Origin of the sequence: Mesorhizobium sp. Root102, assembly GCF_001425625.1 — a bacterium.
Classification (GTDB): domain Bacteria; phylum Pseudomonadota; class Alphaproteobacteria; order Rhizobiales; family Rhizobiaceae; genus Mesorhizobium.
Genome location: NZ_LMCP01000023.1, coordinates 361290 through 383302 on the forward strand (window position 1 = coordinate 361290; position 22013 = coordinate 383302).

Below are 22013 nucleotides of genomic sequence, written 5' to 3' on the forward strand. Positions count from 1 at the left end.
GCACCGAAGCCGTTCACATCAGTCGTTGTCCATCGGCACCGAAATACAGCGGCGACCGGTAGCGGATTACCACCCTGTCGCCCTGCGCCAGATCCGTGTCGGGGTCCGTCAGCGTCACCAGCTTCTTTTGGCCCACCGTCACATGCAGGTGGTTCTGGTCGCCGAGATGCTCGACCCAGTCGACGACGCCGTCGGCATGGCCATTCGCGGCTTTCGCGATCGTCAGGTGCTCGGTACGCGCGCCGATGGTTTTGGTTCCCGCCGGCGCGCCGCCATCGGGCAGCAGTCCGGTCGGCAGAAGATTGATCGCCGGCTGGCCGAGCCTCGCCGCGACATGCAGGTTTGCCGGCTCGGAATAGATGGTGCGCGGCGAGCCGATCTGCACCAGCACGCCATCGGCAAGAATGCCGATGCGGTCGGCCATGGTCATTGCCTCGATCTGGTCGTGGGTGACGTAAAGCATGGTGGCGCCGAGTTCGGTCTGGATGCGTTTCAGCTCGAGCCGCAGATCCGCCCGCAGCTTGGCGTCGAGAGACGACAGTGGCTCGTCCATCAAATAGATCGAAGGCTTGCGCACCAGCGCGCGGCCGATGGCGACGCGCTGCATTTCGCCGCCCGAAAGCTTGGTCGAGCGGTTGGCGAGCTTGTGATGGATGCGCACCATTTTCGCCACCTCCTCGACCCGGCGGCGAATCTGGTCTTCCGGCATCTTTCGGGCCGGCGAGCGGAGCGGGAAGGCGAGATTGTCGAACACCGACAGATGCGGATAGAGCGAGTACTGCTGGAACACGAAGGCCGTGTCGCGCTCGGCCGGCGACAGTGTCGTGGCATTGTGGCCGCCAATTTCGATCGTGCCGGAATCCGGCCGTTCCAACCCGGCGATCAGCCGCAGCGTCGTCGTCTTGCCGGCTCCTGTCGGCCCGAGCAGCACGACGAATTCACCATCTGATATGTGCAGGTCGAGACCGTCGACGGCGGCATGGTCGCCAAAATTCTTGGTCACGTTCTTGATGTGCACGTCAGCCATGCTGGGCCCTCCGTTCCGAGGCCACATCGTGGATCGCGGTTCTCACCGCGCGGCCGGATCCTTTCTCGAACAGCGACAGCCGTGCGCTGCTCAGCGCCAGGCCGACATGGTCGCCGGTGGAGAGCCGGATCTCGGCCGGCACGCGTGCCTTGATGATGCCATCCGCCGTCTCCACCGCGACGATCTGCGTTGTGCCGAGATATTCGGTGCCGTAGATGGCGCCGCGCAGCTTGGAAGCATCGTCGAAGCGGATGTGTTCGGGCCTGATACCAAGCGCCATGTCGCTAGGTGCGATATCCTCGCGCACTTCCGGTACCGCGACCTTCGCGCCCTGGACAATGATCTCCCTTGCCCCCTTGGCGAGCCCGCCGCCGAATGCCAGAAAGTTCATCGGCGGCGAGCCGATGAAGTCGGCGACGAACATTGTCGCCGGGCGGTCATAGATTTCGCGTGGGCTTCCGAACTGTTCGATGACGCCATGGTTCATCACCGCGATCTTGTCGGCCATAGACATGGCTTCCATCTGGTCGTGCGTGACATAGACAGTCGTGGCGTGGATGCGGTTGTGCAGCTCGCGCAGCTCGTGGACCATCAGATCGCGGAATTCGGTGTCGAGCGTGCCGAGTGGCTCGTCCATCAGGAAGCATTTTGGCCGCCGCACGATGGCGCGGCCGAGCGCCACACGCTGGCGGTCGCCGCCGGCAAGGCCGGAGACCGATTTGTTGAGCAAATGGTCGATGCGCAGTAGCTTCGCTGTCTCCTCGACACGGGTGCGGATTTCGGCTGCCGGCATACCTTGCGCCAGCAGAGGAAAGCCGATGTTCTTGCGCACATTCATGTGCGGATAGAGCGCGAACAGCTGGAAGACGAAGGCGATGTCGCGCTCGCGTGCCCGCAGCATGGTGACGTCGTCGCGGCCAAGCAGGATCTGGCCGCCTGTCGGCAATTCGAGCCCCGCGATCATGCGCAATGTCGTCGTCTTGCCGCAGCCGGATGGTCCGAGCATGACGAAGAACTCGCCATCCTCGACGACGAAGTTGGAATCCTGCACGGCGACGAAATCGCCGAAGGCCTTTCTAAGGTGCTGGACGCGGATTTCGGCCATGACTATTCCGGGAACTTGGAGACGATGATGAACATCACGGTGCCGGCGAGCATGGTGATGAAGGAGTAGGTGTAGAGCGACAGCGCGAAGGGCTGGAACAGCATCAGGAAGCCGATGGCGATCAGTGCCGTGGCGATGTTTTCCATCAGGCCGCGCCGTGCCCAGGCTGGCCAGCGCGATTTGCGTTTCTGGGGGTTGATCAAGCTCATTTGCGCACCGCGCCGAAGGTGATACCGCGCAGCAATTGCTTGCGGAGCAGGATGGTGAAGACCAGGATCGGCACCAGGAAAATCGTCGTTCCGGCTGCTACCGCCGGCCAGTCCTGGCCGCCTTCGCCGATGATGGTCGGAATGAAGGGCGGCGCGGTCTGCGCCGTGCCGGAGGTCAGAAGCGCCGCGAAGGCATACTCGTTCCAGGCGAAGATCAGGCAGAAGATCGCGGTCGCGGCGATGCCGGTCGTCGCCTGCGGCAGCACGGTGCGCCAGAAGGCCTGCAGCCGCGTATAGCCGTCGATCATCGCCGCCTCCTCATATTCGCGCGGGATCTCGTCGATGAAGCCTTTCAGCAGCCACACAGCCAGCGACACGTTGACCGCCGTATAGAGCAGGATCATGCCAAGCGCGGTGTCCGACAGGCCAAGCTCGCGGTACATCAGGTAGATCGGAATGGCGACGGCGATCGGCGGCATGAAGCGCGTCGACAGGATGAAGAACAGAAGGTCGTCGGCGAGCGGCACCTTGAAGCGCGAGAAGCCGTAGGCCGACAGCGTGCCGAGGAAGACGGCGCAGAAGGTCGAGCCGAAGGCGATGATCAGCGAATTGACGAAGCGCGGCAGGAAGTTGGAGGGGCCGGCGATCACCATGTTGCGCTTGCGCGTGGTCTCGTCGCAGAAGCCCGTCGCCGGTCCCAGCGAGTTGATATAGTCCGGCGTCTGCCGCGTCCGCGTCGTGAACAAATTGCAGTAGCCTTCGAGACTAGGCTGAAACAGGATCTTGGGCGGATAGGCAATCGAATCCGGCGGCGTCTTGAAGCTGGTGGCGAAGATCCACAGCAGCGGCACGATCGAGATCAGCGCGTAGAGCACGATGATCGTTCCGGCGATGCGCTTCGAGTTGGCCGAGGGTGCGACGACCGAATGGGCTGTGGTCAGGCTCATCTCTGCTTCACCTTGTTGAGCGCCTTGACGTAGATGTTGGCTAGACCAAACACCGCGACGAACAGGATGATGGCGAAGGCCGAGGAATAGCCGGTGCGCCAGCTCTCAAAAGCCTGGCGCTTCAGCGTGATCGAGGCGACCTCGGTGGTCGAGCCCGGCCCGCCGCCGGTCAACAGATTGACCATGTCGAACATCTTGAAGTTCTCGATGCCGCGAAACAGCACCGCCAGCATGATGAAGGGCAGCGCCATAGGCAGCGTGATCGACCAGAACTGCCGCCAGTTCGAGGCGCGGTCGACCTCGGCCGCCTCGTAGATGTATTCGGGGATGGAGCGTAAGCCCGCGAGGCAGATCAGCATCACGTAAGGCGTCCACATCCATGTATCGACGATGATGATCGACCACGGCGCCAGCGAGACGTTGGAGAGCATCTGGATATCGGTCGGCGGAATCCTGGTGAAGAAGGAAATCGCGTAGGCGAACAGGCCGATCTGCGGTTCGTAGAGGAAGCGCCAGAAATTGCCGACCACCGCCGGCGACAGCATCATCGGCACCAGGATCAGCGTCGTCCAGAAGGCGTGGCCGCGGAACTTCCTGTCGATCAGCCAGGCCAGCGTGAAGCCGATCAGCGTCTGCAACAGGATGGTCCAGAACACGAAATGCGCCGTCGTCTGCATGGCGATCCAGATATCCTTGTCGCCAAGGATGCGCTGGTAGTTGGCAAAGCCGAGATTTTTTACCACTTCGTTCGGCCGGTTGGCGCGGTAGTTGGTGAACGACAGATAGATCGCCCAGAACAGCGGGAAGATGTTGATGGCCAGCAGCAACAGGATCGTCGGCGAGATGAACAGCCAGGCGAGGCCCTTGTCGCTGATGCCCCGGACCTTGCGGGCCAACGGTTCCGGGGTCGCCCGGGCAACGTTCTCCGCGGTCCGATTGAGCATGGTGAGTCCTGCTTCGGTCACTTGGTCGTCTCTGTCATGGAATTTATCTGAACCGCGTCCCGTGCCAAGGCGGCACGGGACGCTTGGGTCTAGCTCGGGAGGAGCCGGTTACATCTTGCCGTCATCCTGGAAGACCTGCGTCCAGTCCTTGACCAGGCCGTCCAGCGCATCCTTGGCCGAACCCTGGCCGGCGACGACATAGTCGTGGAAGCGCTTCTGCGAGGCCTGCAGCAGCGGCGCGTAGCTCGGCTCGGCCCAGAAGTCCTTCACGATGGCCATCGAATCGAGGAAGGTCTGCGCGTAGGGCTGGCTGGCCGGGAAGGTCGGATCCTTGACCACGGCGTTGAGGCAGGAATAACCGCCGAGCGACCACCACTTGGCCTGCACGTCCTTGTTGGCGAACCATTTGATGTATTTCAGCGCCGATTCCTGCTTGTCGGAATAGGACACCACCGAGATACCCTGGCCGCCGAGCTGGGCGAACTGGTCGCCGTCCGGACCCTTCGGGTTGACGAAGTAGCCGATCTTGTCGCCGCCGACATTCTCGTCCTTCTGCAGGCCCGGCCATGTGAAGGCGAAGTTCATGTGCATCGCCACCTGGCCGGATTTGAAGGCATCGACACCTTCGCCCATGTAGCTGTTCGAAGCGCCCGGCGGCGTGCAGCAATCATAGAGCGCCTTGTAGAATTCCAGGCCCTTCACCGACTTGTCGGAATTGACGAAGCCTTCCATTTCATAGGGCTTCTTGGGGTTCTCGTACTGGAAGCCATAGCTGTAGAGCACGTCCATGGCGCCCATGGTGATGCCTTCCGAGCCGCGCTCGGTGTAGATCGAGGCGCCATAGACGGTCTTGCCGTCGATCTCGCGCTTCTGGAAGAACTCGGCGACCTGTTTCAGCTGGTCGAAGGTGGTCGGCGGGCCGAGATCCCAGCCATACTTCTCCTTGAATTCCTTCTGCAGCTCCGGCTTGGAGAACCAGTCCTTGCGATAGGTCCAGCCGACGACGTCGCCCATGGCCGGCAGCGCCCAGTAGTTCGGGGTGTTCTTCGGCCATTCCGAATAACCGACGACGGTTGCCGGCACGAAATCGTCCATGCTGATCTTCTCCTTGTCGAAGAAGTCGTTCAGCTTGACATAATGGCCGTTCTCGGCGGCGCCGCCGATCCACTGGCTGTCGCCGATGATCAGGTCGCACAGCTTGCCGTGCGAGTTCAGCTCGTTGAGGAAACGGTCGGCATAGTTGGTCCACGGCACGAATTCGAATTTCATGCCGATGCCGGTTTCCTTGGTAAAATCCTTGGACAGTTCGACAAGCGCGTTTGCCGGGTCCCAGGCGGCCCAGCACAGCGTCAGGTCTTCAGCGTGCGCGACGTTCGAGGCAGCTGTCGACGCGGTTATCGCCGAGGTCAGTCCCAACGCCAGTTTCAAGCTCGATTTCATGCCTTCCTCCCATTTGCGAAACGCGCCCGGATGACGGTTTCAAGAGCCCTCAACCCCTCTCCTCAGGGGCCCAAACATGGCGGCGCGACAGCACCGCAGATGTTTAGTAATTTGTTTAGTGATGCAATTTTTACTAAACAAGGCAAGCGAATTCGTTGCTGCGCCGCAGCATGCTTGCATCGGTCTCGGAAAACGTTGGGAAAAGTGCGGATCACGAGTCGGATCCGCCCCCTATCGAAGCCGTGCGGGCTCGTTCCGACCCGGCTGCAAAATCGTAGCGGCTCTCAGCCGACTCGTTTGGTGCTCACCATGACCTTGCGGATCGGCGGCGCCGGCGGCAGCAGCGCGCGGATGTCGGCGAAGGGGAACGTCGGTTCGAAGCGGAAGGCTTCGGCCAACGAGCCTTGAACGCCGTTGCACTGGCCGGCGCGAAAGAGGTTTTGCGTTCGCGCGCCGTCGACGAAGCGCTCCGGATCCTGTGACTGATGCATGCGGATCGCTTTCGCCTTGATCTTGGCATGGGCGGAAATGTCGACATAGTGCGTCGGAGAAAAACCGGTGCCGCCCATCGTGTCGGCATGCAGCACCGGAACCCCGAACGACGCCGCGATGCGCACGCCGTCCGACAGCGCGCGATGATCGGCGTGATAGTCGTTTGGCGCATGCGTGATCGCCAGATCTGGTCCGGTCTCGCGAATCAGCTCTTTCAGCGCCCCGATCAGCGCTGCATCGGCCACCAGTTCGCCGTCGGGAAAGTCGAGGAAGCGCGGCGCCGCCCCGAGCAGCGCGGCCGCGGCCGTTGCTTCCTCGCGACGGACGCGGGCGAGAACAGCGGGATCACTCTTGCCGCCCCTGGCACCATCCGTGGCTATGGCAAAAGTGAGTTCTGCGCCTTGCGCGGCATAGGCGGCCATCGTACCGAACATGAAGATCTCGATGTCGTCCGGGTGCGCACCGAGCGCCAGGATTTTCAAACCACTCTCTCCCCGGAAATGGAACAACGTGACGAACGGTATCCTGCTCGCCCTGATCGCCTACGCAAGCTATTCGGGCAGCGATGCCGTTGTCAAAAGTCTGGGCGGACAATTCACGGTCTTCGAGATAGGCTTCTTCACGACGCTGTTTGCGGGCTGTTTTCTCTTCTTCACGCGCCCGGCGGGCGAGCGCTGGCGTGATTTCTGGCGCACCAGGCGGCCCTGGGCGGTGCAGGCGCGTGCCTGGGCGGGTATCGCTTCCGGCGTGCTCAGCGTCTACGCCTTCACCACCATTCCGCTGGCCGAGTCCTATGCGCTGATCTTCCTGGCGCCGCTCTGCGTCACCATCCTCTCCACGGTGATCCTTAAAGAGAAGGTCGGCCTCTGGCGTTGGCTGGCGGTGGTTGCCGGTTTTGCCGGCGTCATGCTGGTGGTGCGGCCGGGCTTTCGCGAACTCAATCTCGGTCACCTTGCCGCTTTCGGCGTTGCCTTCCTCGCTGCCACCAGCGTCATCCTGATGCGCTCGCTGGCGCAGCAGGAAAAGCGCACCACCATGCTGGGCGTGCTCGTCGGCTACGGCCTGTTGTTCAACGGCATCGGCGCCGCCGCCACCGCATTCACCGTTCCCAGCGGAACACAGTTGCTGTGGCTGGCGATGGCCGGAGCCTTCACGGCAGGCGGACAATTCCTGCAGCTGCTGGCCATGAAATACGCACCCGCCAACCGGGTCGCGCCGACGCATTATTCGCAGATCGTCTGGGCGGTGATCCTCGGCGCGCTGTTCTTCCAGGAATATCCGGACGGGCTGTCGCTGGTCGGCCTGGCGGTCGTCGGTGGAGCCGGCCTGCTGACCATGGTGCGCGAGGAAGCGCGGTTGGGCACGGTGCGCTGGAACCCGTTTTCGCGCACCCGGCTTTGAATTGGCGTTGGTGCGATAAGTTGCACGGCCACCACCACCGCTGATATGCGGACGCGATGACCACAAAACCCCTGCCGGAGCTTCCGGTATCCGCCGTGCTGCCGGCGCTGAGCGAAGCGCTCGGCCATGGCAACAGCGCCGTGCTGGTGGCGCCGCCCGGCGCCGGCAAGACGACGCTGGTGCCGCTGGCGCTGCTCGACGCGTCCTGGCTGGGTGCCGGCAAGATCGTGCTGCTCGAACCGCGCCGGCTCGCCGCCCGCGCCGCCGCCCGCCGCATGGCCGAATTGTTGGGCGAGGAGCCCGGCACCACCGTTGGCTATGCCATGCGCATGGAAAACCGCACCTCGGCAAAGACCAGGATACTGGTCGTCACCGAAGGCGTTCTGGCGCGCATGATCCTCGACGATCCCGAACTGCCTGGAATCTCGGCTGTCATTTTCGACGAATTCCACGAGCGTTCGCTCGATGGCGATTTTGGTCTCGCGCTGGCGCTCGACGTGCAGGGTGCGCTGCGGCCGGACCTGCGCGTGTTGGTGATGTCGGCGACGCTCGACGGTGCGCGTGTCGCCAAACTGCTGTCGGGCGCGCCGGTGATCGAAAGCGAAGGCCGCGCCTTCCCTGTCGACATCCGCTATGACGAGCGTTCCGCTGGCACCACGATCGAGGACGCCATGGCCAAGGCGATCCGCGCAGCCCTTGCCGACGAGAGCGGCGGCGTGCTTGCCTTCCTGCCCGGTCAGCGCGAGATCGAGCGCACCGCCGAGCGGCTGGCCGGCAAGGTCGGCACTGAAACCGACATCGTGCCGCTCTACGGCATGCTCGACGCCAAGGCGCAGGACGCGGCGATCAAGCCGCCGCCGTCGGGCCGTCGCAAGGTGGTACTGGCGACCTCGATCGCCGAAACCTCGATCACCATCGACGGCGTGCGCGTGGTCATCGATTCCGGCCTGTCGCGGCTGCCGCGCTACGAGCCGGCCAGCGGCTTGACTCGGCTGGAAACCGTGCGCGTCAGCAGGGCTTCCGCCGACCAGCGCGCCGGCCGTGCCGGGCGCACGCAAGCTGGCATCGCCATCCGGTTGTGGCGGGCCGAGCAGACGGCTGCACTCCCCGCCTTCACGCCGCCGGAAATCCTCGAGGCCGACCTGTCGGGGCTGCTGCTCGATTGCGCCGCCTTCGGCGTTGCCGATCCGGCAGGGCTCGCCTTTCTCGATCCGCCGCCCGCTCCGGCGCTCAACGAGGCAAGGGTGCTGCTGCGCGCGCTGGATGCCATCGACGAGACAGGGCGCCTGACGGATACGGGTGCTGCGATGCGCAAGCTCGCTCTGCCGGTGCGGTTGGCGCATATGGTCGCCGAGGCAGCGAAGAGCGGCCATGCCTTCGCGGCGGCGATGCTTGCCGTGCTGCTCACCGAACGCGGCCTTGGTGGCGACGGCGCCGATCTGGAGCGACGGCTGATCCGCTTTCGCCAGGAAAGATCGCCGCGCGCTACAGCCGCCAAGCAGCTCGCCGAACGGCTGGCGCGGCAGGCTGGCGGGGCGAAGGGCAGCGAAGCTGCCGCCGTCGGCGCGCTTCTCGTCCACGCCTGGCCGGATCGGGTGGCCAAGGCGCGCGGCGAGCGCGGCCGTTTCGTGCTGGCCAATGGCTCAGGCGCCATGCTCGACGCCGCCGACGCGCTGGCCGGCGAGCCTTTTCTGGTCGTCGCCGACCTGCAGGGCAAGGCACAGAATGCGCGCATCACGGCGGCGGCGGCCATCAGTGAGCACGATGTCCGCGCCGCGCTTTCAGGCAGGATCGAAACACGCCGTGAAACGAGCTTCGATCGCGACAAGCGCGCCGTGCGCGTGCGCGAAACCGTGCGCTTGGGTGCCATCACGCTTGCCGAGCGCATGCTGCCGCCGCCAACCGGCGCTGACGCCGATCGCGCAATAACAGATGCGGTGCGCGAGCACGGGCTGTCGCTGCTGACCTGGAGCAAGGAGGCGCAAACGCTGCGCCAGCGGCTTGGCTGGCTGCATCGCGGCCTCGGCGCGCCCTGGCCCGATATGGCCGATGCCGCCCTCATCGAGCGCCTCGACGACTGGCTGCTGCCGTTCCTGTCCGGCGCGGCATCGTTTGCCGCCATCGATGCGGGCGTTGTCTCGGCCGGATTGGCCACACTCGTGCCGCATGATCTGCAGCGCAGGATCGATACGCTGGCGCCAACCCATTTCGACGCCCCGTCGGGCAGCCATGTGCCGATCCGCTATGACGGCGAATGGCCGGTGCTGGCGGTTCGCGTGCAGGAGTTGTTCGGCCTCGACCGGCATCCCGCCATCGCCAATGGCAGCGTGCCGCTGACGCTCGAACTCCTGTCGCCGGCGCACCGGCCGATCCAGACGACGCGTGACCTGCCCGGTTTCTGGCGCGGCTCCTGGGCCGATGTGCGCGCCGACATGCGCGGCCGCTATCCCAAGCATGTCTGGCCGGAAAACCCGCTGCTCGCCGCCGCCACCGCCCGGGCCAAACCGCGAGCATGATCCCAAAAAGTGGGAACCGGTTTTTGGAAAAGATCATGCTCAAACAAGAAGTAGAGCTCCAATCCGATTCCTCGGATTGGAGCGGGACCTAGCGCTTCCAGTCCGACGGCTGTAATCCATGGCCATGATCAACGTTTTGCGTTCGCCCGATTTCCAGCAGAGCCAGAGACTGCGCCTCAACACGCTGATCCGGTTGCGCTGGCTTGCCATTGTCGGTCAGAGCCTGACGGTGCTCGTCGTCGCCTATGGCCTGAAGTTTCCGTTTCCGGTCAGCCTGTGCTTCGCGCTGATCGCCTGTTCGGCCTGGATGAACCTGTTTCTCGCCTTCCGGTTTCCGGCGGCGCACCGGCTCACCCCGCTGGCGGCCTTAGGCATCCTCATTTTCGACAGCCTGCAGCTAGCCGGCCTGCTTTACATGACCGGCGGCTTGACCAATCCGTTCTCGCTGCTGATGACCGTGCCTGTCGTCATTTCGGCGACATCGCTGCCGCTGCGCCTGACCGCCATCCTCGGCGGGCTGGTGATGTCGGCGGCGACGTTTCTGGTCTTTGTCCATCTGCCGCTGCCATGGCACGAAGACGCGCCGCTGGCGATGCCCTTCATCTATGTCGCCGGCATGTGGATGGCGGTGCTGTCCTCGATCGCCTTCACCGCCATATACGCCTTTCGGGTGGCCGCCGAAGCCCGGCTTCTGGCCAATGCGCTTGCCGCCACCGAGCTGGTGCTGCAGCGCGAGCAGCACCTTTCGGCGCTCGACGGACTGGCCGCCGCGGCCGCGCACGAGCTTGGCACGCCGCTTGCCACCATCGCGCTTGTCGCCAAGGAGATGGAAAAGGCGCTCGGCAAGGATCCGAAATACGGGGAAGACGTGACGCTGTTGCGCTCGCAGAGCGAGCGCTGCCGCGAAATCCTCAAGCGGCTGACCAGCCTGTCCTCCGAGGGCGAGGCGCATCTTTCGCGGCTGCCGCTGACTTCGCTGGTCGAGGAGGTCACCGCGCCGCACCGCGATTTCGGCATTTCGATCAAGCTTCGGCCCGGCGAACGCATCGGGCCGGAGCCGGTCGGTCGCCGCAATCCGGGCGTCATCTACGGCCTCGGCAATCTGGTCGAGAACGCCGTCGATTTCGCCCGCAAGAGCGTCACCGTGCGCTGGAGCTGGGACGACGCCTCTGTGACCTTCTCGATCATCGATGACGGACCCGGCTTTCCGGCCGAGATCATCGACCGCATCGGCGAGCCCTATATGTCGACGCGCCAGGGCAATGAAGCCGGCGGCGGCCTGGGGCTCGGCCTGTTCATTGCCAAGACGCTGCTCGAACGCTCGGGCGCGACACTCGATTTCCGCAATTCGAGCGGCCTGGGCGAGGGCGCCGTGGTACAGATATCGTGGCCGCGCGGTGTGTTTCTCAATCCGGAAATCACTTCGGCCAGCATGTTCGATACCGCCTGAGAGCCTTGAAGGAGCTCTAAAAATTGGACAATGAGGTTCAGGAACTATATCTGCGTAAAATTAAGGCAGCAGGAATTTTGAGACTATGACAGGCGACGAAAATATTGGCGCAATGGTTGAAGGCGAGGACACCTCGCTGCTCATCGTCGATGACGACAAGCCGTTCCTCACGCGTCTGGCCCGCGCCATGGAAACCAGGGGCTTCGTGGTCGAGACGGCCGAGAACGTCGAGGAGGCGGTTGCCAAGGCGCGCGCCAATCCGCCCGCCTATGCCGTGGTGGACATGCGGCTCGGCGACGGCAACGGCCTCGACGTGGTCGCGGCCATCCGCGAAAAGCGTCAGGATTCCCGCACCATCATCCTGACCGGCTACGGCAACATCGCCACCGCGGTGACGGCGGTGAAGCTCGGTGCTGTCGATTATCTCTCCAAGCCCGCCGACGCCGACGATATCTTCGCCGCACTCACGCGCACCGCCGGTGAGCGCGCGGCGCCTCCCGAAAACCCGATGTCGGCCGACCGCGTCCGCTGGGAGCATATCCAGCGCGTCTATGAAATGTGCGAGCGCAATGTCTCCGAGACGGCGCGCCGGCTCAATATGCATCGCCGCACCTTGCAGCGGATACTGGCCAAGCGCGCGCCGCGCTGAGGCGCGACTTGCGCATCTTGCGCAATGACGCCGGCCGACAGGCGGCATGACGGAGGCGACATGCAGGACTTGAAGCAGCGGCCGGTTTCCGTCTTCCGCGAATTTCTCGAGAGCGAAGCGGCCGGCGGCATTATCCTGATGGTGGCCGCCGCCCTTGCCCTGATCGTCGCCAATTCGCCGCTGGCCGAAACCTATTTCTCCGCGCTCCACGCCTATCTCGGCCCGCTCAGCGTGTCGCATTGGGTCAATGATGGGCTGATGGCGGTGTTCTTCCTGCTCGTCGGGCTGGAGATCAAGCGTGAGATGCTGGACGGCCAGCTTTCCACCTGGCCGCGCCGCGTCCTGCCCGGCATCGCCGCGGCCGGCGGCATGGTGGTGCCGGCACTCGTCTATGTCGCCATCAACCGCAACAACGCGGCGGCACTGTCCGGCTGGGCCATCCCGACCGCCACCGACATCGCCTTCGCGCTCGGTGTGCTGTCGCTGCTCGGCAGCCGCGTGCCGGCTTCGCTAAAGGTGTTCCTGACCGCGCTTGCCATCATCGATGACCTCGGCGCCGTCATCATCATCGCCATCTTCTACACCAGCGGCCTTTCGCTCGCCTATCTGGGTGCTGCCTTCGCCGTCATTGCCGCGCTTGTCGTGCTCAACCGCATGCGGGTGATGACGCTGGTGCCTTATCTCGTGCTGGGCGTCATCCTGTGGGTGCTGGTGCTGAAATCCGGCGTCCATGCCACGCTTGCCGGCGTGGCGTTGGCGCTGACCATCCCGCTCGAGCGCTCCGCCGGGATCGGCCACGATCTCGACCATTCGCCGCTGCATCGGCTCGAGCACGGCTTGCACAAGATAGTGGCCTTTGTCGTCATTCCGATCTTCGGCTTTGCCAATGCCGGCGTTTCGCTTGCCGGCCTGAGCTTTGGCGCGCTGATCGAGCCGCTGACGCTGGGTGTCGCCGCCGGCCTGGTTATAGGCAAGCTGGTCGGCGTGTTCGGCTCCTCGGCACTTGCCATCCGGTTCGGTCTTGCCGACCTGCCCGCCAATGCCGGCTGGTCGCATATGATCGGCATCTCGCTGCTGTGCGGCATCGGCTTCACCATGAGCCTGTTCATCGGTCTGCTCGCCTTCGCCAGTGATGTGGCGTTGCAGGACGCGGTCAAGGTCGGCATCCTCGCCGGCTCCTTCATCGCCGCCATCCTGGGGGCTGCCGTGCTTTTGATGGCGCCGCCGGTTGGTGGGGTGGAAGAGAGCGAAGAGTAAGGCGAAAACCTACTCGCTTTCACCCTCCAGCGCCGGCACCGACACACCGGCAAGTTCCGCCGCCAGCAGCCGAGAGGCACCGGCCCGCGCGATCCGCAGCATCAGCGCCTTGCGCGTTGCCGCCGCCATGCGGTGTTCGGGCGCATCGCGCAGGATCTCGGCGCCGTAGCCGTCGGAGAGGATGAAGCCGCACTCCTCCGGAAAGATCTCGGAGGGTACGCCGGGATGGGTGGCGAAGAAGAAGCGGTCGGAGTGCAGCCGGTAGTCCGGCCATTTGCGGTCGACCCGGAAATCCTCGATCGAGGATTTGATCTCGATGATCCAGATATCACCCTGCCGGGTCAGCGCGACGAGGTCGGCGCGGCGGCCGGTGGCCAGCGACAGCTCGGGCAGCACATGCGCGCCCATGTCCATCAGCAGCCGCTGCACGCCGCGCCGCACCAGCATGGCGCGTTCGGACTGGCGACCGTCGATGAGCGGATTGATCGGGATGGGGGAGATGATCGGCATGACAGGCACCATGCCAGATTTTGTTCACGGTTTGAACCTGTTTTATGCAGGGGTTTATGTCTTTGACAAACCCAGCCAAATCACGGACTCTTGCTCTATCCGCTGAATGACCGAAATGTCTTTAAAGCTAGCGCGGTAGGCCCGCCCTTCCAAAAGGCGCGGCCGCTTGCGCTATTCGGCTTGAATGGGAGGGGGTTCTGGAAATGGGCATCACCTGTGTTCGTAGGGGTAGGCAGGCAAAGAAAGTAAGTGACGCGGTTGATGGCAGGGTTCGCCGGCTCGGTCCTGTTGTGGCGATAGATTTTGAGACCGGCGATTTGAAGCAACGGGGCACCGAATGGGCCGTCCATATCGAAGCCGACAGCTTCGAAGAATTGGCGTTAGCCATGGTGAAGGCCGCGCCAGACGATGCGGCGGCAGCTTTCGTTTCTGCACTCAGGCAACGGCTGTAAGCGCTACCCAGCCGTAGGGGAATGGCCGACCCGTTCAGCTCCGGGGATAAGTAAAGCTCCTGTATTAGGAATCGCTATAGTTGTGTTACCTTACGTGACTCGAATCAAGGGTTGCGGCTAAGGAAAAGACCGGCCACCCTGTTCATCAGCGGGATCAATGGGTTAATGGCAAATTCACCTCGACTTCCGGCCACCTATAAACAGCTTCCCCTCGACCTCGGAATCGAGGTTGAAAAAGACGTCAACGGCATCGAAATGGGTGTGCTTGAAAATGGCATGGCCTATCTCACGCAACGCGGCCTTTCTGCAATCTGTGGCGCGGCCCGGTCAACCATCCAAGAGATCACCAAGGAATGGGAAGACAACTTCGGCCTCGATCTCCAGCGCGGCCGTTCTCTCTATTTTTCCGACTACCTCAGGCAAGCAGGGTACGACGAGCCGACGCTCTTTATGGAGATCCAGCACAATGGCTCTACCCATTACGCTTATCCCGAACTCGTTTGCATGGCCTTCATTGAGTTCTTCGCCTTCGAGGCCCAAAGGACGAATGACACCGCCCTTTTGAACTTCCGCAAGCTGGCCAGGTACGGCCTTAATCAGTACATTTATGACGCCCTTGGGTATTCGCCGACCGATAAGTGGGTCTATTTTAATGACCGCGTGTCGATCCTCCAAGACAGTTCGCCGGATGGCCATTTCATCGTCTTCAAGGAAACCACTGGTATGGTGGTTGACCTAATTCGGGCCGGCTTACCCGTTAACGACAAGTCGATTCCTGATATCAGTGTGGGCAAGTGCTGGAGCAAACATTGGGAAGACAGCGGACTTCGTGACGACCACGCCGAACGCATTAAGTTCGAGCATAACTACCCACGGTACTACCCGCAGTCGGCGAGCAACCCGCAATTGCCATGGGCATATCCTGACAGCGCGCTGGGTGAGTTCAGGCGGTGGTTTCGGCATGAATATCTGCCGACCAAATACCCGGCCTATATCTTAAGGAAGGCAAATGTTTTGTCAGGCGGCTTGGATCACGCGGAACAGATTGCGGCGCTGTACGAGCCAAAGAAAATTGGCGGCAAAAAGTAGCTACTTCGCCGCCGCTTTCGGCTTGTCCTTTGGCGGCGGCGACTTCACCACCTTCTTCAACACGCGGTCAAAGGCTTCCTCTGACTCGTCGGTTTCCAGTTCGCGCGCCTTCTCGACAAACTTCTGGAACTGTCTGTCTTTTGACAGGTCTGTTTGCTTTTTCCGCTTAGTGTCATTCATCGGTTTCTGGCTTGTTTGGGGCGAAGGTAACCGCATGAACGACGACATCGCTGTCGTCATAGGAGTACAACACCCAAACCTCTTTCGTGCCGGCTAAGTCGTACCCAGTCACCACTAGGAGCAAAAACTTGGATGGCTCTTGGGGGTGGCGAGGTAGGCCCTTTTCTGGCTTCCTACAAATCAGCCATTCGATGCCGTGCCATTGGTCTTCAAACCGATTCCCCGGCACAGAATGCTCATCCACGAAGTCCTGTGCGCGCTTGTCTAGCACCACGGTGCGATAGGTAGGCCATGAAGCCATTTGTTATGCCGCCACTGCTTCCACTTCGGCTGTCATAGAAGCAGCCCAAGACTTCACATCTTCCGTGACCTCTCCTAGTTCGGACGCGAGGGTCGCGTAAAGCGGAATCTCTTCACCTTCGGCAGCGGCATCCCAAATAACGTCATGGGTCATTTCGCTTATAGCGTTGGCTGTTACGCCACACACAGAATCCAATATTGACTTCGCCAATATCCGGTCATCTTCCGAAAGAGTTTCCACACTTGGGTTTGCCAACGAAATGAACTTGCGTGCATCGTAGAGAAATTCCGGCTCTTGAATGAGTATCTTGCCCTCATTCTTCAATTCCCGAAGCGTGGCCAAAATTTGAGCCGGCACCGGTCCCTTCTTGCGCTTGACGTAAGATTCTCCTGTCACAGACACGCCATTCATTTTGTATGACATGACGTCCGTGTACCAAAGGGCCTTATTGAGGCGGATCGCCCCGAGCCGGCCCGGATGTTCTCTGCACTCATGCACAATGAAGTGTACAAGCGCCTTAAATTTTGCGGTCGCCATGACAACCTCCTGTGATTCTTCGCCCTCATTTTAAGGGCGAATCCGTTAACGCATATATAGAGGGTGCTTGACAATGGGGCAAGTTTGCACTATGGGCGCCAATCCGAGTCTATAAAGAGACTTTTGTCATTAATTTTCAATCACTTGAGCTTTTGCGCCTTTTTTTGTTCCTAAAAAGTTCCAGACCTAATTGAATTGGTTTCCTGCGAAATCCCTTACGAGCGTCAACTCACGCCCTATAGGTCAGGCGCTTGCCTGCGGCACCCTTCAAGGCGATGAGCGACCGCACGTTATCTTCAATACCCATGGCCGAACGGTTCGAATAGCGGAAGTCGAACTCAGCAAGGTAGCGGTGCAGGTGCTGTTCGCCGCAATGCTGGTAAACGCCCTTCATGCCGCGCTTAAAGATGCTGTAGAAGCCTTCCACGGTGTTCGTATGGACGGTCTTTTCGCCTTCGTAGCGAACGTATTCGTCCTTGGAATGCGTGACGACATCGTGCGAAGCGAATTCCTGGCCAACGCGGCGATACATGCCAGCCTCGTCAGTCATCAGCGCGCTTTCCTTAGCGATGTTGGCGCGAACGATCGGCATGACCGTGCCAATGCGGGCGGTATCGACGTGGAAGGAACGGGCGCGGCCACCACGCTCGACAAGCGTAACGACAGAGTTCTTGTGAGCGCCGCCGCCACGCTTCACAGGGGTACCAGCGAGACGGCCAATGTACGTCTCGTCAACTTCCACGGTCTTGCCGTTGCCGCCCATGGGCGAGAAGTCGCCAGAGCGCATGGCTTCACGAATGCGGTGCGCCAGAAACCAAGCCGCCTTGTAGGTGATTTCCAAGGTGCGGTGCAGCTGATGGGCGCTGATACCCTTCTTGGACGAACACATGAGATGGATAGCCTGTAGCCAGATGGTCAGCGGCAAGTGACTTTCTTCCAAGACAGTGCCCATGCGGACAGTGAACTGGCCTTTGCAGTCGCGGCACTTATAGAGGCCGTGGCGCTCGATACCATTCGGGTTCTTCTTCGAAGCCTTGGTGCGGACGCCTACCAGCTTGTACGGCTTTTCCATCGAACCGCAGTGATGGCAGACCGGGCCATACGGCCAAAGCATACCCTCGACATGCTCGAAAGCTGCGGCTTCGTCGCGGAAGTGAGGGCGGGAGAGAACAGACATGGCGAAAGTTCCTAAGTTGTTGGAATCTTTCTACCTTGTGCCGCTTGGTTTGTCAACGATATAATCGCCTTTATGCAGGCGATTATCTGGTTGACATACCCGGATATACCCAAAAGAAGTCAGCCATTGATCCTTGAAAGATTGAACTTGCGGTGCATACCGTCGCTTCCATGGGAACGGGCGACGCAAAATCAAACAGCACCGAGGGCCAACAACTGTGGGCCTTCGACCTTGACGCGCTGCGCAAGGCTTTCAGAACGTCCGTTCAGGAACACAAAGTCACGGCGGCTGATTGGGCGGAACACGCCAAGCAGTTCCTCGAAAAACAAAGAGATCGTCAGCGCGAATCGACTTGATGTGTCGCGCTGATGAACCTCCATTTATTAAATATAGGGCAGCAGGACGAAAATCTTGCGCGTTACCAACCAAGGTCTGACGTAACCGCTTTAGTTCCGCGAATGTCCCTTGGACGTCCGTTGTGTCAGCCAATCACAACATATGCCCAAAAGGATGGCCGGTGCTTGGGTATGCTAGGGGTTGAGTGGGCACCGGCCATCGCGGGATTAGGTTTTTGGATAGTCCCCCGCATTGCCTAAGCTATAGATACATTAGAGATTGCTCAATTGAGACTGAAGTCCCTACCCAGCCGTAGAAGGCGGACGGTCTTTATGCGGTGCTGCAACTTGCGCTCCTAAATATAAGACGGTGGGACTAAAGTCTTGCAAAGCGCACGCAAAGGTCTGAGGGGCCTGTAAAGGTTCCACAAATGTTTGTTGGATGTTCCGCACTTTAGTCAATCATCATATATTGGCTATCGTGGCGTAGTGACCTATCGCCTTGCCTTACGAGTCCCGTGTGCTTTTGCAACCAACCCATGGCCCGCTCGTTGACCCAATGCTGGGTTGATCCCCTGGCACTCCAGAACCTGCCCGCTGCCCGACGGTGGCGGGCCTTTTTTGCCAGGTTGGAATTCTTGCCGACAGCAACAGCGAAGACTCCCGGCGGATGCCGAGGCCCTCGCGTTTGCCGACTCTCGTCAGAAGCGGATCCAAAAAGATCTACGGAAACATCTGCGGTGCCAGTAACCGTTGCGCCAATAGCGACGGCAAACCCGTCTCCACACGCGGCGGCGGCGGCGGCGGTGCCACCTGCGATGCCGCACGAGCTCGATGCCGTCTTGGACATCAGAACCATCCTGGTCGAGGATATCGTCGGACGGTTTGTCGAGTTCATCGAGAATGCCGGGTCCCGAATTCGGGATGCCGGCCAACGCAGTGGCAGGACGCACGATGGCGACCACGGTCGCAGCCCCTGCCAGCCCAAGCATTCCAGTCAGAAACAATCGCCGATCCATGCCAAACCTCCATCGTTGATCATTGCGACAAGGAAGACATAGAGCGGCAGATTGACGCGCCTAGATGCAAAAGAAAATTCGATTGAACCGCGTGCCGGCTGTGGTGGGGGCTTCTTTAGATCGTTCGCTGCCACCGGCCCCGTTGTCCCGACCGGCATTCAGCAGTTTCTTCCTAGGGTCTCGCTGAAGCGGCCTTGTCGTCGAGCAACGCCGCGCCCGCCATGTCATCAAGGATCGGACAGTCCGGCCTTTCGTCGCCGTGGCAGGCATGGATCAGTTTCTGCAGGGTAGAGCGCATCGACTGCAGTTCGCGCACCTTCTCCTCGATCGCCGTGACATGGGCGGCGGCGATCTCGCGCACGTCGTGGCTGGCGCGGCCGCGGTCCTGGTAGAGCGCCATCAACTGGCGGCAATCGTCGATGGAAAAGCCGAGATTGCGCGCGCGGCGCAGAAAGGCCAGCCGGTGGATGTCGTCTCCGGAATAGTCGCGGTAGCCGTTGGCGGCGCGCGTCGGGGCGATCAGGCCGATCTCTTCATAGTAGCGGATGGTCTTGGCCGGCAGGCCGGAGCGGTGGGCGGCGTCACCGACGTTCATTGGGATTCTCCTCGATTCTCAGGGGCCCGTGGGCTTGCCCCTTGAATTTCCTTCACAATCCTGTGAGGGCTGTTGCCGAAATGCCATAGTGATACGCTTACCCGCGCGTCAACACAGGCATATAGGCATCGCGCGCTTGGCAAGCAAAGCAAATGCCAGCATGAATATCGGCGAGAAAGCGGCCGACTCGTGCCGCCGAAGTTGGGGCGGGGCACCGGATCACCTGATGCGCATGAAGTCGTTTGCAATCGTCGCCGCACTGGCGCTCTCCACTGCTATCGCCGGTTGCAGTACCATCGGCTCGCAGATCTTCTCCAACGACTATGGCGCGGTCACCGACGCCGGTTACCAGCTGCCGCGCATCCCGATCGAGAAGGTGCCGATGAAGTACCATCGGCAGGAAGTGAATTACGACAGCCCGGAAAAGCCGGGCACCATCATCGTCGACACGCAGAACAAGTTTCTCTACTTCGTCGAGGGTGACGGCAGGGCAATTCGCTACGGCATCGGCGTCGGTCGCGAGGGTTTCGAGTGGCATGGCACCGCCCATATAGCGCTGAAGCGCGAATGGCCGACCTGGACGCCGCCGAGGCAGATGATCCAGCGCCAGCCCGAACTGGAAAAGTTTGCCGGCGGCATGGAGCCTGGCCTGAAGAACCCGCTCGGCGCGCGCGCCATGTACCTGTTCAACAAGGGCGGTGATTCGGGCTATCGCCTGCATGGCAGCCCGGAATGGAATTCGATCGGCAAGGCAATGTCGTCAGGCTGCATCCGCCTGATGAATCAGGACATTATCGACCTCTATGACCGCGCCTCGGTCGGCGCCAAAGTCATTGTTCTTTAGATCATGATGCCGAAAAACCGGTACCGGTTCTCGGGAAAACCATGATCAGATAGAGGCAGCTTTCGTACGCGGACCGTCTAGGCAACAACGGACGTCCCAAACAGAAAACCGGGCAATTCGGCCCGGTTTTTTGTTGTTTGCGATGGAATTTGTTAGCCGGCAAGACGGCAAGCTGAACGATCAGGAGACCTGTTCGACCTGCTGCACCTCAGGCACGAAGTGGCGCAGAAGGTTCTGGATGCCGTGCTTCAGCGTCGCCGTCGATGACGGGCAGCCGGCGCAGGCGCCCTTCATGTGCAGGAACACCGTGCCGTTCTCGAAGCCACGGAAGGTGATGTCGCCGCCATCCTGGGCGACCGCCGGGCGCACCCGCGTGTCAAGCAGTTCCTTGATGGTAATGACCAGTTCCTCGTCGGCCTTGTCGTAGAACTCGCCGGTCTGACTGGTCTCTGCGGCCGGGCCGGCCTTGGCCATGACAGGCGCGCCTGTCATGAAATGCTCCATGATGGCGCCGAGGATCGCCGGCTTCAGATGCTGCCAGTCGGGGCCGTCCTTGGTCACGGTGATGAAGTCATAGCCAAAGAAAACACCGGTGACGCCGGCAATCTCGAACAGCCGGCCAGCCAGCGGCGAGGCAACAGCGGCGCTGTCAGCATCGCGGAAATCAGCAGTGCCTTCCAGAAGCACTTCCTTGCCGGGCAGGAATTTCAGCGTCGCCGGGTTTGGCGTCGATTCGGTCTGGATGAACATGGCCATCTCCGTGCCCATTTCGGGCAGCTAGTTTGGAATAATTCTAAATAGGCTCTATTGGCTGGACATTCAAGCGAAACGCATCGCCGTAACGGCTGGCTGGCGGAATGTTTTTTCGGCTCTTACCACACTTTGAGGTGCGTTGAGGTGTGTCGAGATTTCAGGTCAGGCCGAGTCGAAATGGTGGTGTCCGAGAACCGGAGCGGAGCGTACTTTGGTACGTGAGCACCGGAAGCGCAGGACACCGCCATTTGCAGGCCGGCATCGCCTGAAGATCAATACACCTCAGGCCAGGCTGTCGATCTCCTCGTCGGACAGGTTCTGCGGCACGACGGTCACCGGGATCGGGAAGGCGGCGCCCTTGCCGGCCACGGCGCCGACCAGCGGCCCGGGGCCTTCCTTGCCCGCGCCGGCGGCCAGCACCAGGATGGCGATGTCCTGGTCTTCCTCGATCAATTTGTGGATCTCTTCCGTCGGCTTGCCTTCGCGCACCACCATTTCAGGCTCGATGCCAAGCTTCTGGCGTACCTTGTTGGCATAGGTGTCGAGTGCTGCCCGCGCCGTGGCGGTTGCCTCCTCGCGCATGATCTTCTCGACGCCCAGCCAGTGCTGGAAATCATCCGGCTCGATGACATAAAGCAGCACCAGCGTGCCGCTGGTGCTCTGCGCCCGCTTCGAGGCGTAGGCGACGGCGCGTTCACACTCCGGCGTATCGTCGATGATCGCCAGGAATTTACGGCGATGGCCGGCTTCGCGGCTGAGGCGTTTGGAGACCATGTCTATCTAC

24 protein-coding genes are annotated in these 22013 nt (G+C 61.4%); 9 read left to right on the forward strand and 15 right to left on the reverse strand.

Annotated elements, in window-relative coordinates:
• Positions 1 to 13: 13 nt before the first annotated feature.
• The 7 genes from ASD12_RS20310 to ASD12_RS20340 all read right to left on the reverse strand — a co-directional run bounded on the left by ASD12_RS20310 (position 14) and on the right by ASD12_RS20340 (position 6646).
• Positions 14 to 1027 (reverse strand): ABC transporter ATP-binding protein, encoded by a 1014-nt coding sequence (locus tag ASD12_RS20310; RefSeq protein WP_056589980.1) that lies wholly within the window; start codon positions 1025 to 1027, stop codon positions 14 to 16.
• On the reverse strand, positions 1020 to 2132 hold the full coding sequence (locus tag ASD12_RS20315) for an ABC transporter ATP-binding protein (RefSeq protein WP_056589983.1): 1113 nt from the start codon (positions 2130 to 2132) through the stop codon (positions 1020 to 1022). Before ASD12_RS20315 ends, ASD12_RS20310 begins: the two co-directional genes overlap by 8 nt.
• Positions 2133 to 2134: 2 nt before the next feature.
• A complete protein-coding gene (locus ASD12_RS20320; RefSeq protein ID WP_056589986.1) occupies positions 2135 to 2341 on the reverse strand; it encodes a hypothetical protein in 207 nt (68 codons plus the stop codon).
• Positions 2338 to 3288: a carbohydrate ABC transporter permease gene (locus ASD12_RS20325; RefSeq protein ID WP_056589989.1), complete on the reverse strand. Its 951-nt coding sequence runs from the start codon at positions 3286 to 3288 to the stop codon at positions 2338 to 2340. Before ASD12_RS20325 ends, ASD12_RS20320 begins: the two co-directional genes overlap by 4 nt.
• Positions 3285 to 4232, reverse strand: coding sequence for a sugar ABC transporter permease (locus ASD12_RS20330; protein ID WP_056589993.1), 948 nt, complete (start codon positions 4230 to 4232; stop codon positions 3285 to 3287). The genes ASD12_RS20325 and ASD12_RS20330 overlap by 4 nt, the downstream gene beginning before the upstream one ends.
• A 108-nt stretch (positions 4233 to 4340) precedes the next feature.
• Complete coding sequence (locus tag ASD12_RS20335) at positions 4341 to 5672, reverse strand: ABC transporter substrate-binding protein (RefSeq protein ID WP_056589996.1); 1332 nt, start codon at positions 5670 to 5672, stop codon at positions 4341 to 4343.
• 284 nt (positions 5673 to 5956) lie between these two features.
• Positions 5957 to 6646 carry a PIG-L deacetylase family protein gene (locus ASD12_RS20340; RefSeq protein WP_056589999.1) on the reverse strand — a complete coding sequence of 230 codons (690 nt, stop codon included), beginning with the start codon at positions 6644 to 6646 and terminating at the stop codon, positions 5957 to 5959.
• 28 nt (positions 6647 to 6674) lie between these two features.
• Between ASD12_RS20340 and ASD12_RS20345 the strand changes: the two genes are divergently transcribed.
• From ASD12_RS20345 to nhaA, 5 genes are all read left to right on the forward strand, one after another.
• Positions 6675 to 7565: a DMT family transporter gene (locus ASD12_RS20345; protein ID WP_056590002.1), complete on the forward strand. Its 891-nt coding sequence runs from the start codon at positions 6675 to 6677 to the stop codon at positions 7563 to 7565.
• Positions 7566 to 7621: 56 nt separating this feature from the next.
• Positions 7622 to 10081, forward strand: a complete 2460-nt coding sequence (gene hrpB, locus ASD12_RS20350) for an ATP-dependent helicase HrpB (RefSeq protein ID WP_056590005.1) — start codon at positions 7622 to 7624, stop codon at positions 10079 to 10081.
• A 118-nt stretch (positions 10082 to 10199) separates the two neighbouring features.
• Complete coding sequence (locus ASD12_RS20355; RefSeq protein ID WP_056590008.1) at positions 10200 to 11531, forward strand: ActS/PrrB/RegB family redox-sensitive histidine kinase; 1332 nt, start codon at positions 10200 to 10202, stop codon at positions 11529 to 11531.
• A gap of 85 nt (positions 11532 to 11616) precedes the next feature.
• Positions 11617 to 12180 carry an ActR/PrrA/RegA family redox response regulator transcription factor gene (locus ASD12_RS20360; RefSeq protein ID WP_056590011.1) on the forward strand — a complete coding sequence of 188 codons (564 nt, stop codon included), beginning with the start codon at positions 11617 to 11619 and terminating at the stop codon, positions 12178 to 12180.
• Positions 12181 to 12240: 60 nt separating this feature from the next.
• Positions 12241 to 13437, forward strand: coding sequence for a Na+/H+ antiporter NhaA (gene nhaA / locus ASD12_RS20365; RefSeq protein WP_056590191.1), 1197 nt, complete (start codon positions 12241 to 12243; stop codon positions 13435 to 13437).
• A gap of 9 nt (positions 13438 to 13446) precedes the next feature.
• Here nhaA and ASD12_RS20370 read toward each other — a convergent pair whose 3' ends face one another.
• A complete protein-coding gene (locus ASD12_RS20370) occupies positions 13447 to 13947 on the reverse strand; it encodes an MmcB family DNA repair protein (RefSeq protein WP_056590194.1) in 501 nt (166 codons plus the stop codon).
• 203 nt (positions 13948 to 14150) lie between these two features.
• On the opposite strand from ASD12_RS20370, the gene ASD12_RS20375 reads away from it, so the two are divergent.
• Together ASD12_RS20375 and ASD12_RS20380 are read left to right on the forward strand one after the other, a co-directional pair.
• Entirely contained in the window at positions 14151 to 14399 is a 249-nt protein-coding gene (locus tag ASD12_RS20375; protein ID WP_056590014.1) for a hypothetical protein, read from the forward strand.
• Between the two features lie 165 nt (positions 14400 to 14564).
• Positions 14565 to 15488 (forward strand): hypothetical protein, encoded by a 924-nt coding sequence (locus ASD12_RS20380; RefSeq protein WP_056590017.1) that lies wholly within the window; start codon positions 14565 to 14567, stop codon positions 15486 to 15488.
• Here the strand turns inward: ASD12_RS20380 and ASD12_RS20385 are convergent, their stop codons facing one another.
• The 3 genes from ASD12_RS20385 to ASD12_RS20400 form a co-directional block, all read right to left on the reverse strand.
• The gene (locus ASD12_RS20385) at positions 15489 to 15728 is read right to left on the reverse strand and encodes a hypothetical protein (RefSeq protein WP_244482912.1); all 240 of its coding nucleotides are present in this window, start codon (positions 15726 to 15728) and stop codon (positions 15489 to 15491) included.
• Between the two features lie 244 nt (positions 15729 to 15972).
• On the reverse strand, positions 15973 to 16506 hold the full coding sequence (locus ASD12_RS20395; protein WP_056590024.1) for a Panacea domain-containing protein: 534 nt from the start codon (positions 16504 to 16506) through the stop codon (positions 15973 to 15975).
• Between the two features lie 229 nt (positions 16507 to 16735).
• Positions 16736 to 17683 carry an IS1595 family transposase gene (locus tag ASD12_RS20400; protein ID WP_056590027.1) on the reverse strand — a complete coding sequence of 316 codons (948 nt, stop codon included), beginning with the start codon at positions 17681 to 17683 and terminating at the stop codon, positions 16736 to 16738.
• A gap of 152 nt (positions 17684 to 17835) precedes the next feature.
• Between ASD12_RS20400 and ASD12_RS35070 the strand changes: the two genes are divergently transcribed.
• Positions 17836 to 18039, forward strand: a complete 204-nt coding sequence (locus ASD12_RS35070) for a hypothetical protein (RefSeq protein WP_156388911.1) — start codon at positions 17836 to 17838, stop codon at positions 18037 to 18039.
• A gap of 680 nt (positions 18040 to 18719) precedes the next feature.
• Here ASD12_RS35070 and ASD12_RS33305 read toward each other — a convergent pair.
• Both ASD12_RS33305 and cueR read right to left on the reverse strand, forming a co-directional pair.
• Positions 18720 to 19037 (reverse strand): protamine-2 (modular protein), encoded by a 318-nt coding sequence (locus ASD12_RS33305; protein WP_082525553.1) that lies wholly within the window; start codon positions 19035 to 19037, stop codon positions 18720 to 18722.
• A gap of 172 nt (positions 19038 to 19209) precedes the next feature.
• Positions 19210 to 19632: a Cu(I)-responsive transcriptional regulator gene (cueR, locus tag ASD12_RS20415; protein ID WP_056590037.1), complete on the reverse strand. Its 423-nt coding sequence runs from the start codon at positions 19630 to 19632 to the stop codon at positions 19210 to 19212.
• Positions 19633 to 19858: 226 nt separating this feature from the next.
• On the opposite strand from cueR, the gene ASD12_RS20420 reads away from it, so the two are divergent.
• Positions 19859 to 20476 carry a L,D-transpeptidase gene (locus tag ASD12_RS20420; protein ID WP_056590197.1) on the forward strand — a complete coding sequence of 206 codons (618 nt, stop codon included), beginning with the start codon at positions 19859 to 19861 and terminating at the stop codon, positions 20474 to 20476.
• Positions 20477 to 20656: 180 nt separating this feature from the next.
• On the opposite strand, the gene ASD12_RS20425 is transcribed toward ASD12_RS20420, so the two are convergent.
• Positions 20657 to 21226, reverse strand: coding sequence for a NifU family protein (locus tag ASD12_RS20425; protein WP_056590040.1), 570 nt, complete (start codon positions 21224 to 21226; stop codon positions 20657 to 20659).
• 285 nt (positions 21227 to 21511) lie between these two features.
• Complete coding sequence (locus ASD12_RS20430) at positions 21512 to 22003, reverse strand: universal stress protein (protein WP_056590042.1); 492 nt, start codon at positions 22001 to 22003, stop codon at positions 21512 to 21514.
• Positions 22004 to 22013 lie beyond the last annotated feature (10 nt).

Coding starts and splice junctions, on each gene's coding strand:
- ASD12_RS20310 (WP_056589980.1), bottom strand. CDS start 1,027: ATGGCTGACGTGCACATCAAGAACGTGACCAAGAATTTTGGCGACCAT.
- ASD12_RS20315 (WP_056589983.1), bottom strand. CDS start 2,132: ATGGCCGAAATCCGCGTCCAGCACCTTAGAAAGGCCTTCGGCGATTTC.
- ASD12_RS20320 (WP_056589986.1), bottom strand. CDS start 2,341: ATGAGCTTGATCAACCCCCAGAAACGCAAATCGCGCTGGCCAGCCTGG.
- ASD12_RS20325 (WP_056589989.1), bottom strand. CDS start 3,288: ATGAGCCTGACCACAGCCCATTCGGTCGTCGCACCCTCGGCCAACTCG.
- ASD12_RS20330 (WP_056589993.1), bottom strand. CDS start 4,232: ATGCTCAATCGGACCGCGGAGAACGTTGCCCGGGCGACCCCGGAACCG.
- ASD12_RS20335 (WP_056589996.1), bottom strand. CDS start 5,672: ATGAAATCGAGCTTGAAACTGGCGTTGGGACTGACCTCGGCGATAACC.
- hrpB (WP_056590005.1), top strand. CDS start 7,622: ATGACCACAAAACCCCTGCCGGAGCTTCCGGTATCCGCCGTGCTGCCG.
- ASD12_RS20355 (WP_056590008.1), top strand. CDS start 10,200: ATGGCCATGATCAACGTTTTGCGTTCGCCCGATTTCCAGCAGAGCCAG.
- ASD12_RS20360 (WP_056590011.1), top strand. CDS start 11,617: ATGACAGGCGACGAAAATATTGGCGCAATGGTTGAAGGCGAGGACACC.
- nhaA (WP_056590191.1), top strand. CDS start 12,241: ATGCAGGACTTGAAGCAGCGGCCGGTTTCCGTCTTCCGCGAATTTCTC.
- ASD12_RS20370 (WP_056590194.1), bottom strand. CDS start 13,947: ATGCCGATCATCTCCCCCATCCCGATCAATCCGCTCATCGACGGTCGC.
- ASD12_RS20375 (WP_056590014.1), top strand. CDS start 14,151: ATGGGCATCACCTGTGTTCGTAGGGGTAGGCAGGCAAAGAAAGTAAGT.
- ASD12_RS20380 (WP_056590017.1), top strand. CDS start 14,565: ATGGCAAATTCACCTCGACTTCCGGCCACCTATAAACAGCTTCCCCTC.
- ASD12_RS20385 (WP_244482912.1), bottom strand. CDS start 15,728: ATGACGACAGCGATGTCGTCGTTCATGCGGTTACCTTCGCCCCAAACA.
- ASD12_RS20395 (WP_056590024.1), bottom strand. CDS start 16,506: ATGGCGACCGCAAAATTTAAGGCGCTTGTACACTTCATTGTGCATGAG.
- ASD12_RS20400 (WP_056590027.1), bottom strand. CDS start 17,683: ATGTCTGTTCTCTCCCGCCCTCACTTCCGCGACGAAGCCGCAGCTTTC.
- ASD12_RS33305 (WP_082525553.1), bottom strand. CDS start 19,037: ATGGATCGGCGATTGTTTCTGACTGGAATGCTTGGGCTGGCAGGGGCT.
- cueR (WP_056590037.1), bottom strand. CDS start 19,632: ATGAACGTCGGTGACGCCGCCCACCGCTCCGGCCTGCCGGCCAAGACC.
- ASD12_RS20420 (WP_056590197.1), top strand. CDS start 19,859: ATGCGCATGAAGTCGTTTGCAATCGTCGCCGCACTGGCGCTCTCCACT.
- ASD12_RS20425 (WP_056590040.1), bottom strand. CDS start 21,226: ATGTTCATCCAGACCGAATCGACGCCAAACCCGGCGACGCTGAAATTC.
- ASD12_RS20430 (WP_056590042.1), bottom strand. CDS start 22,003: ATGGTCTCCAAACGCCTCAGCCGCGAAGCCGGCCATCGCCGTAAATTC.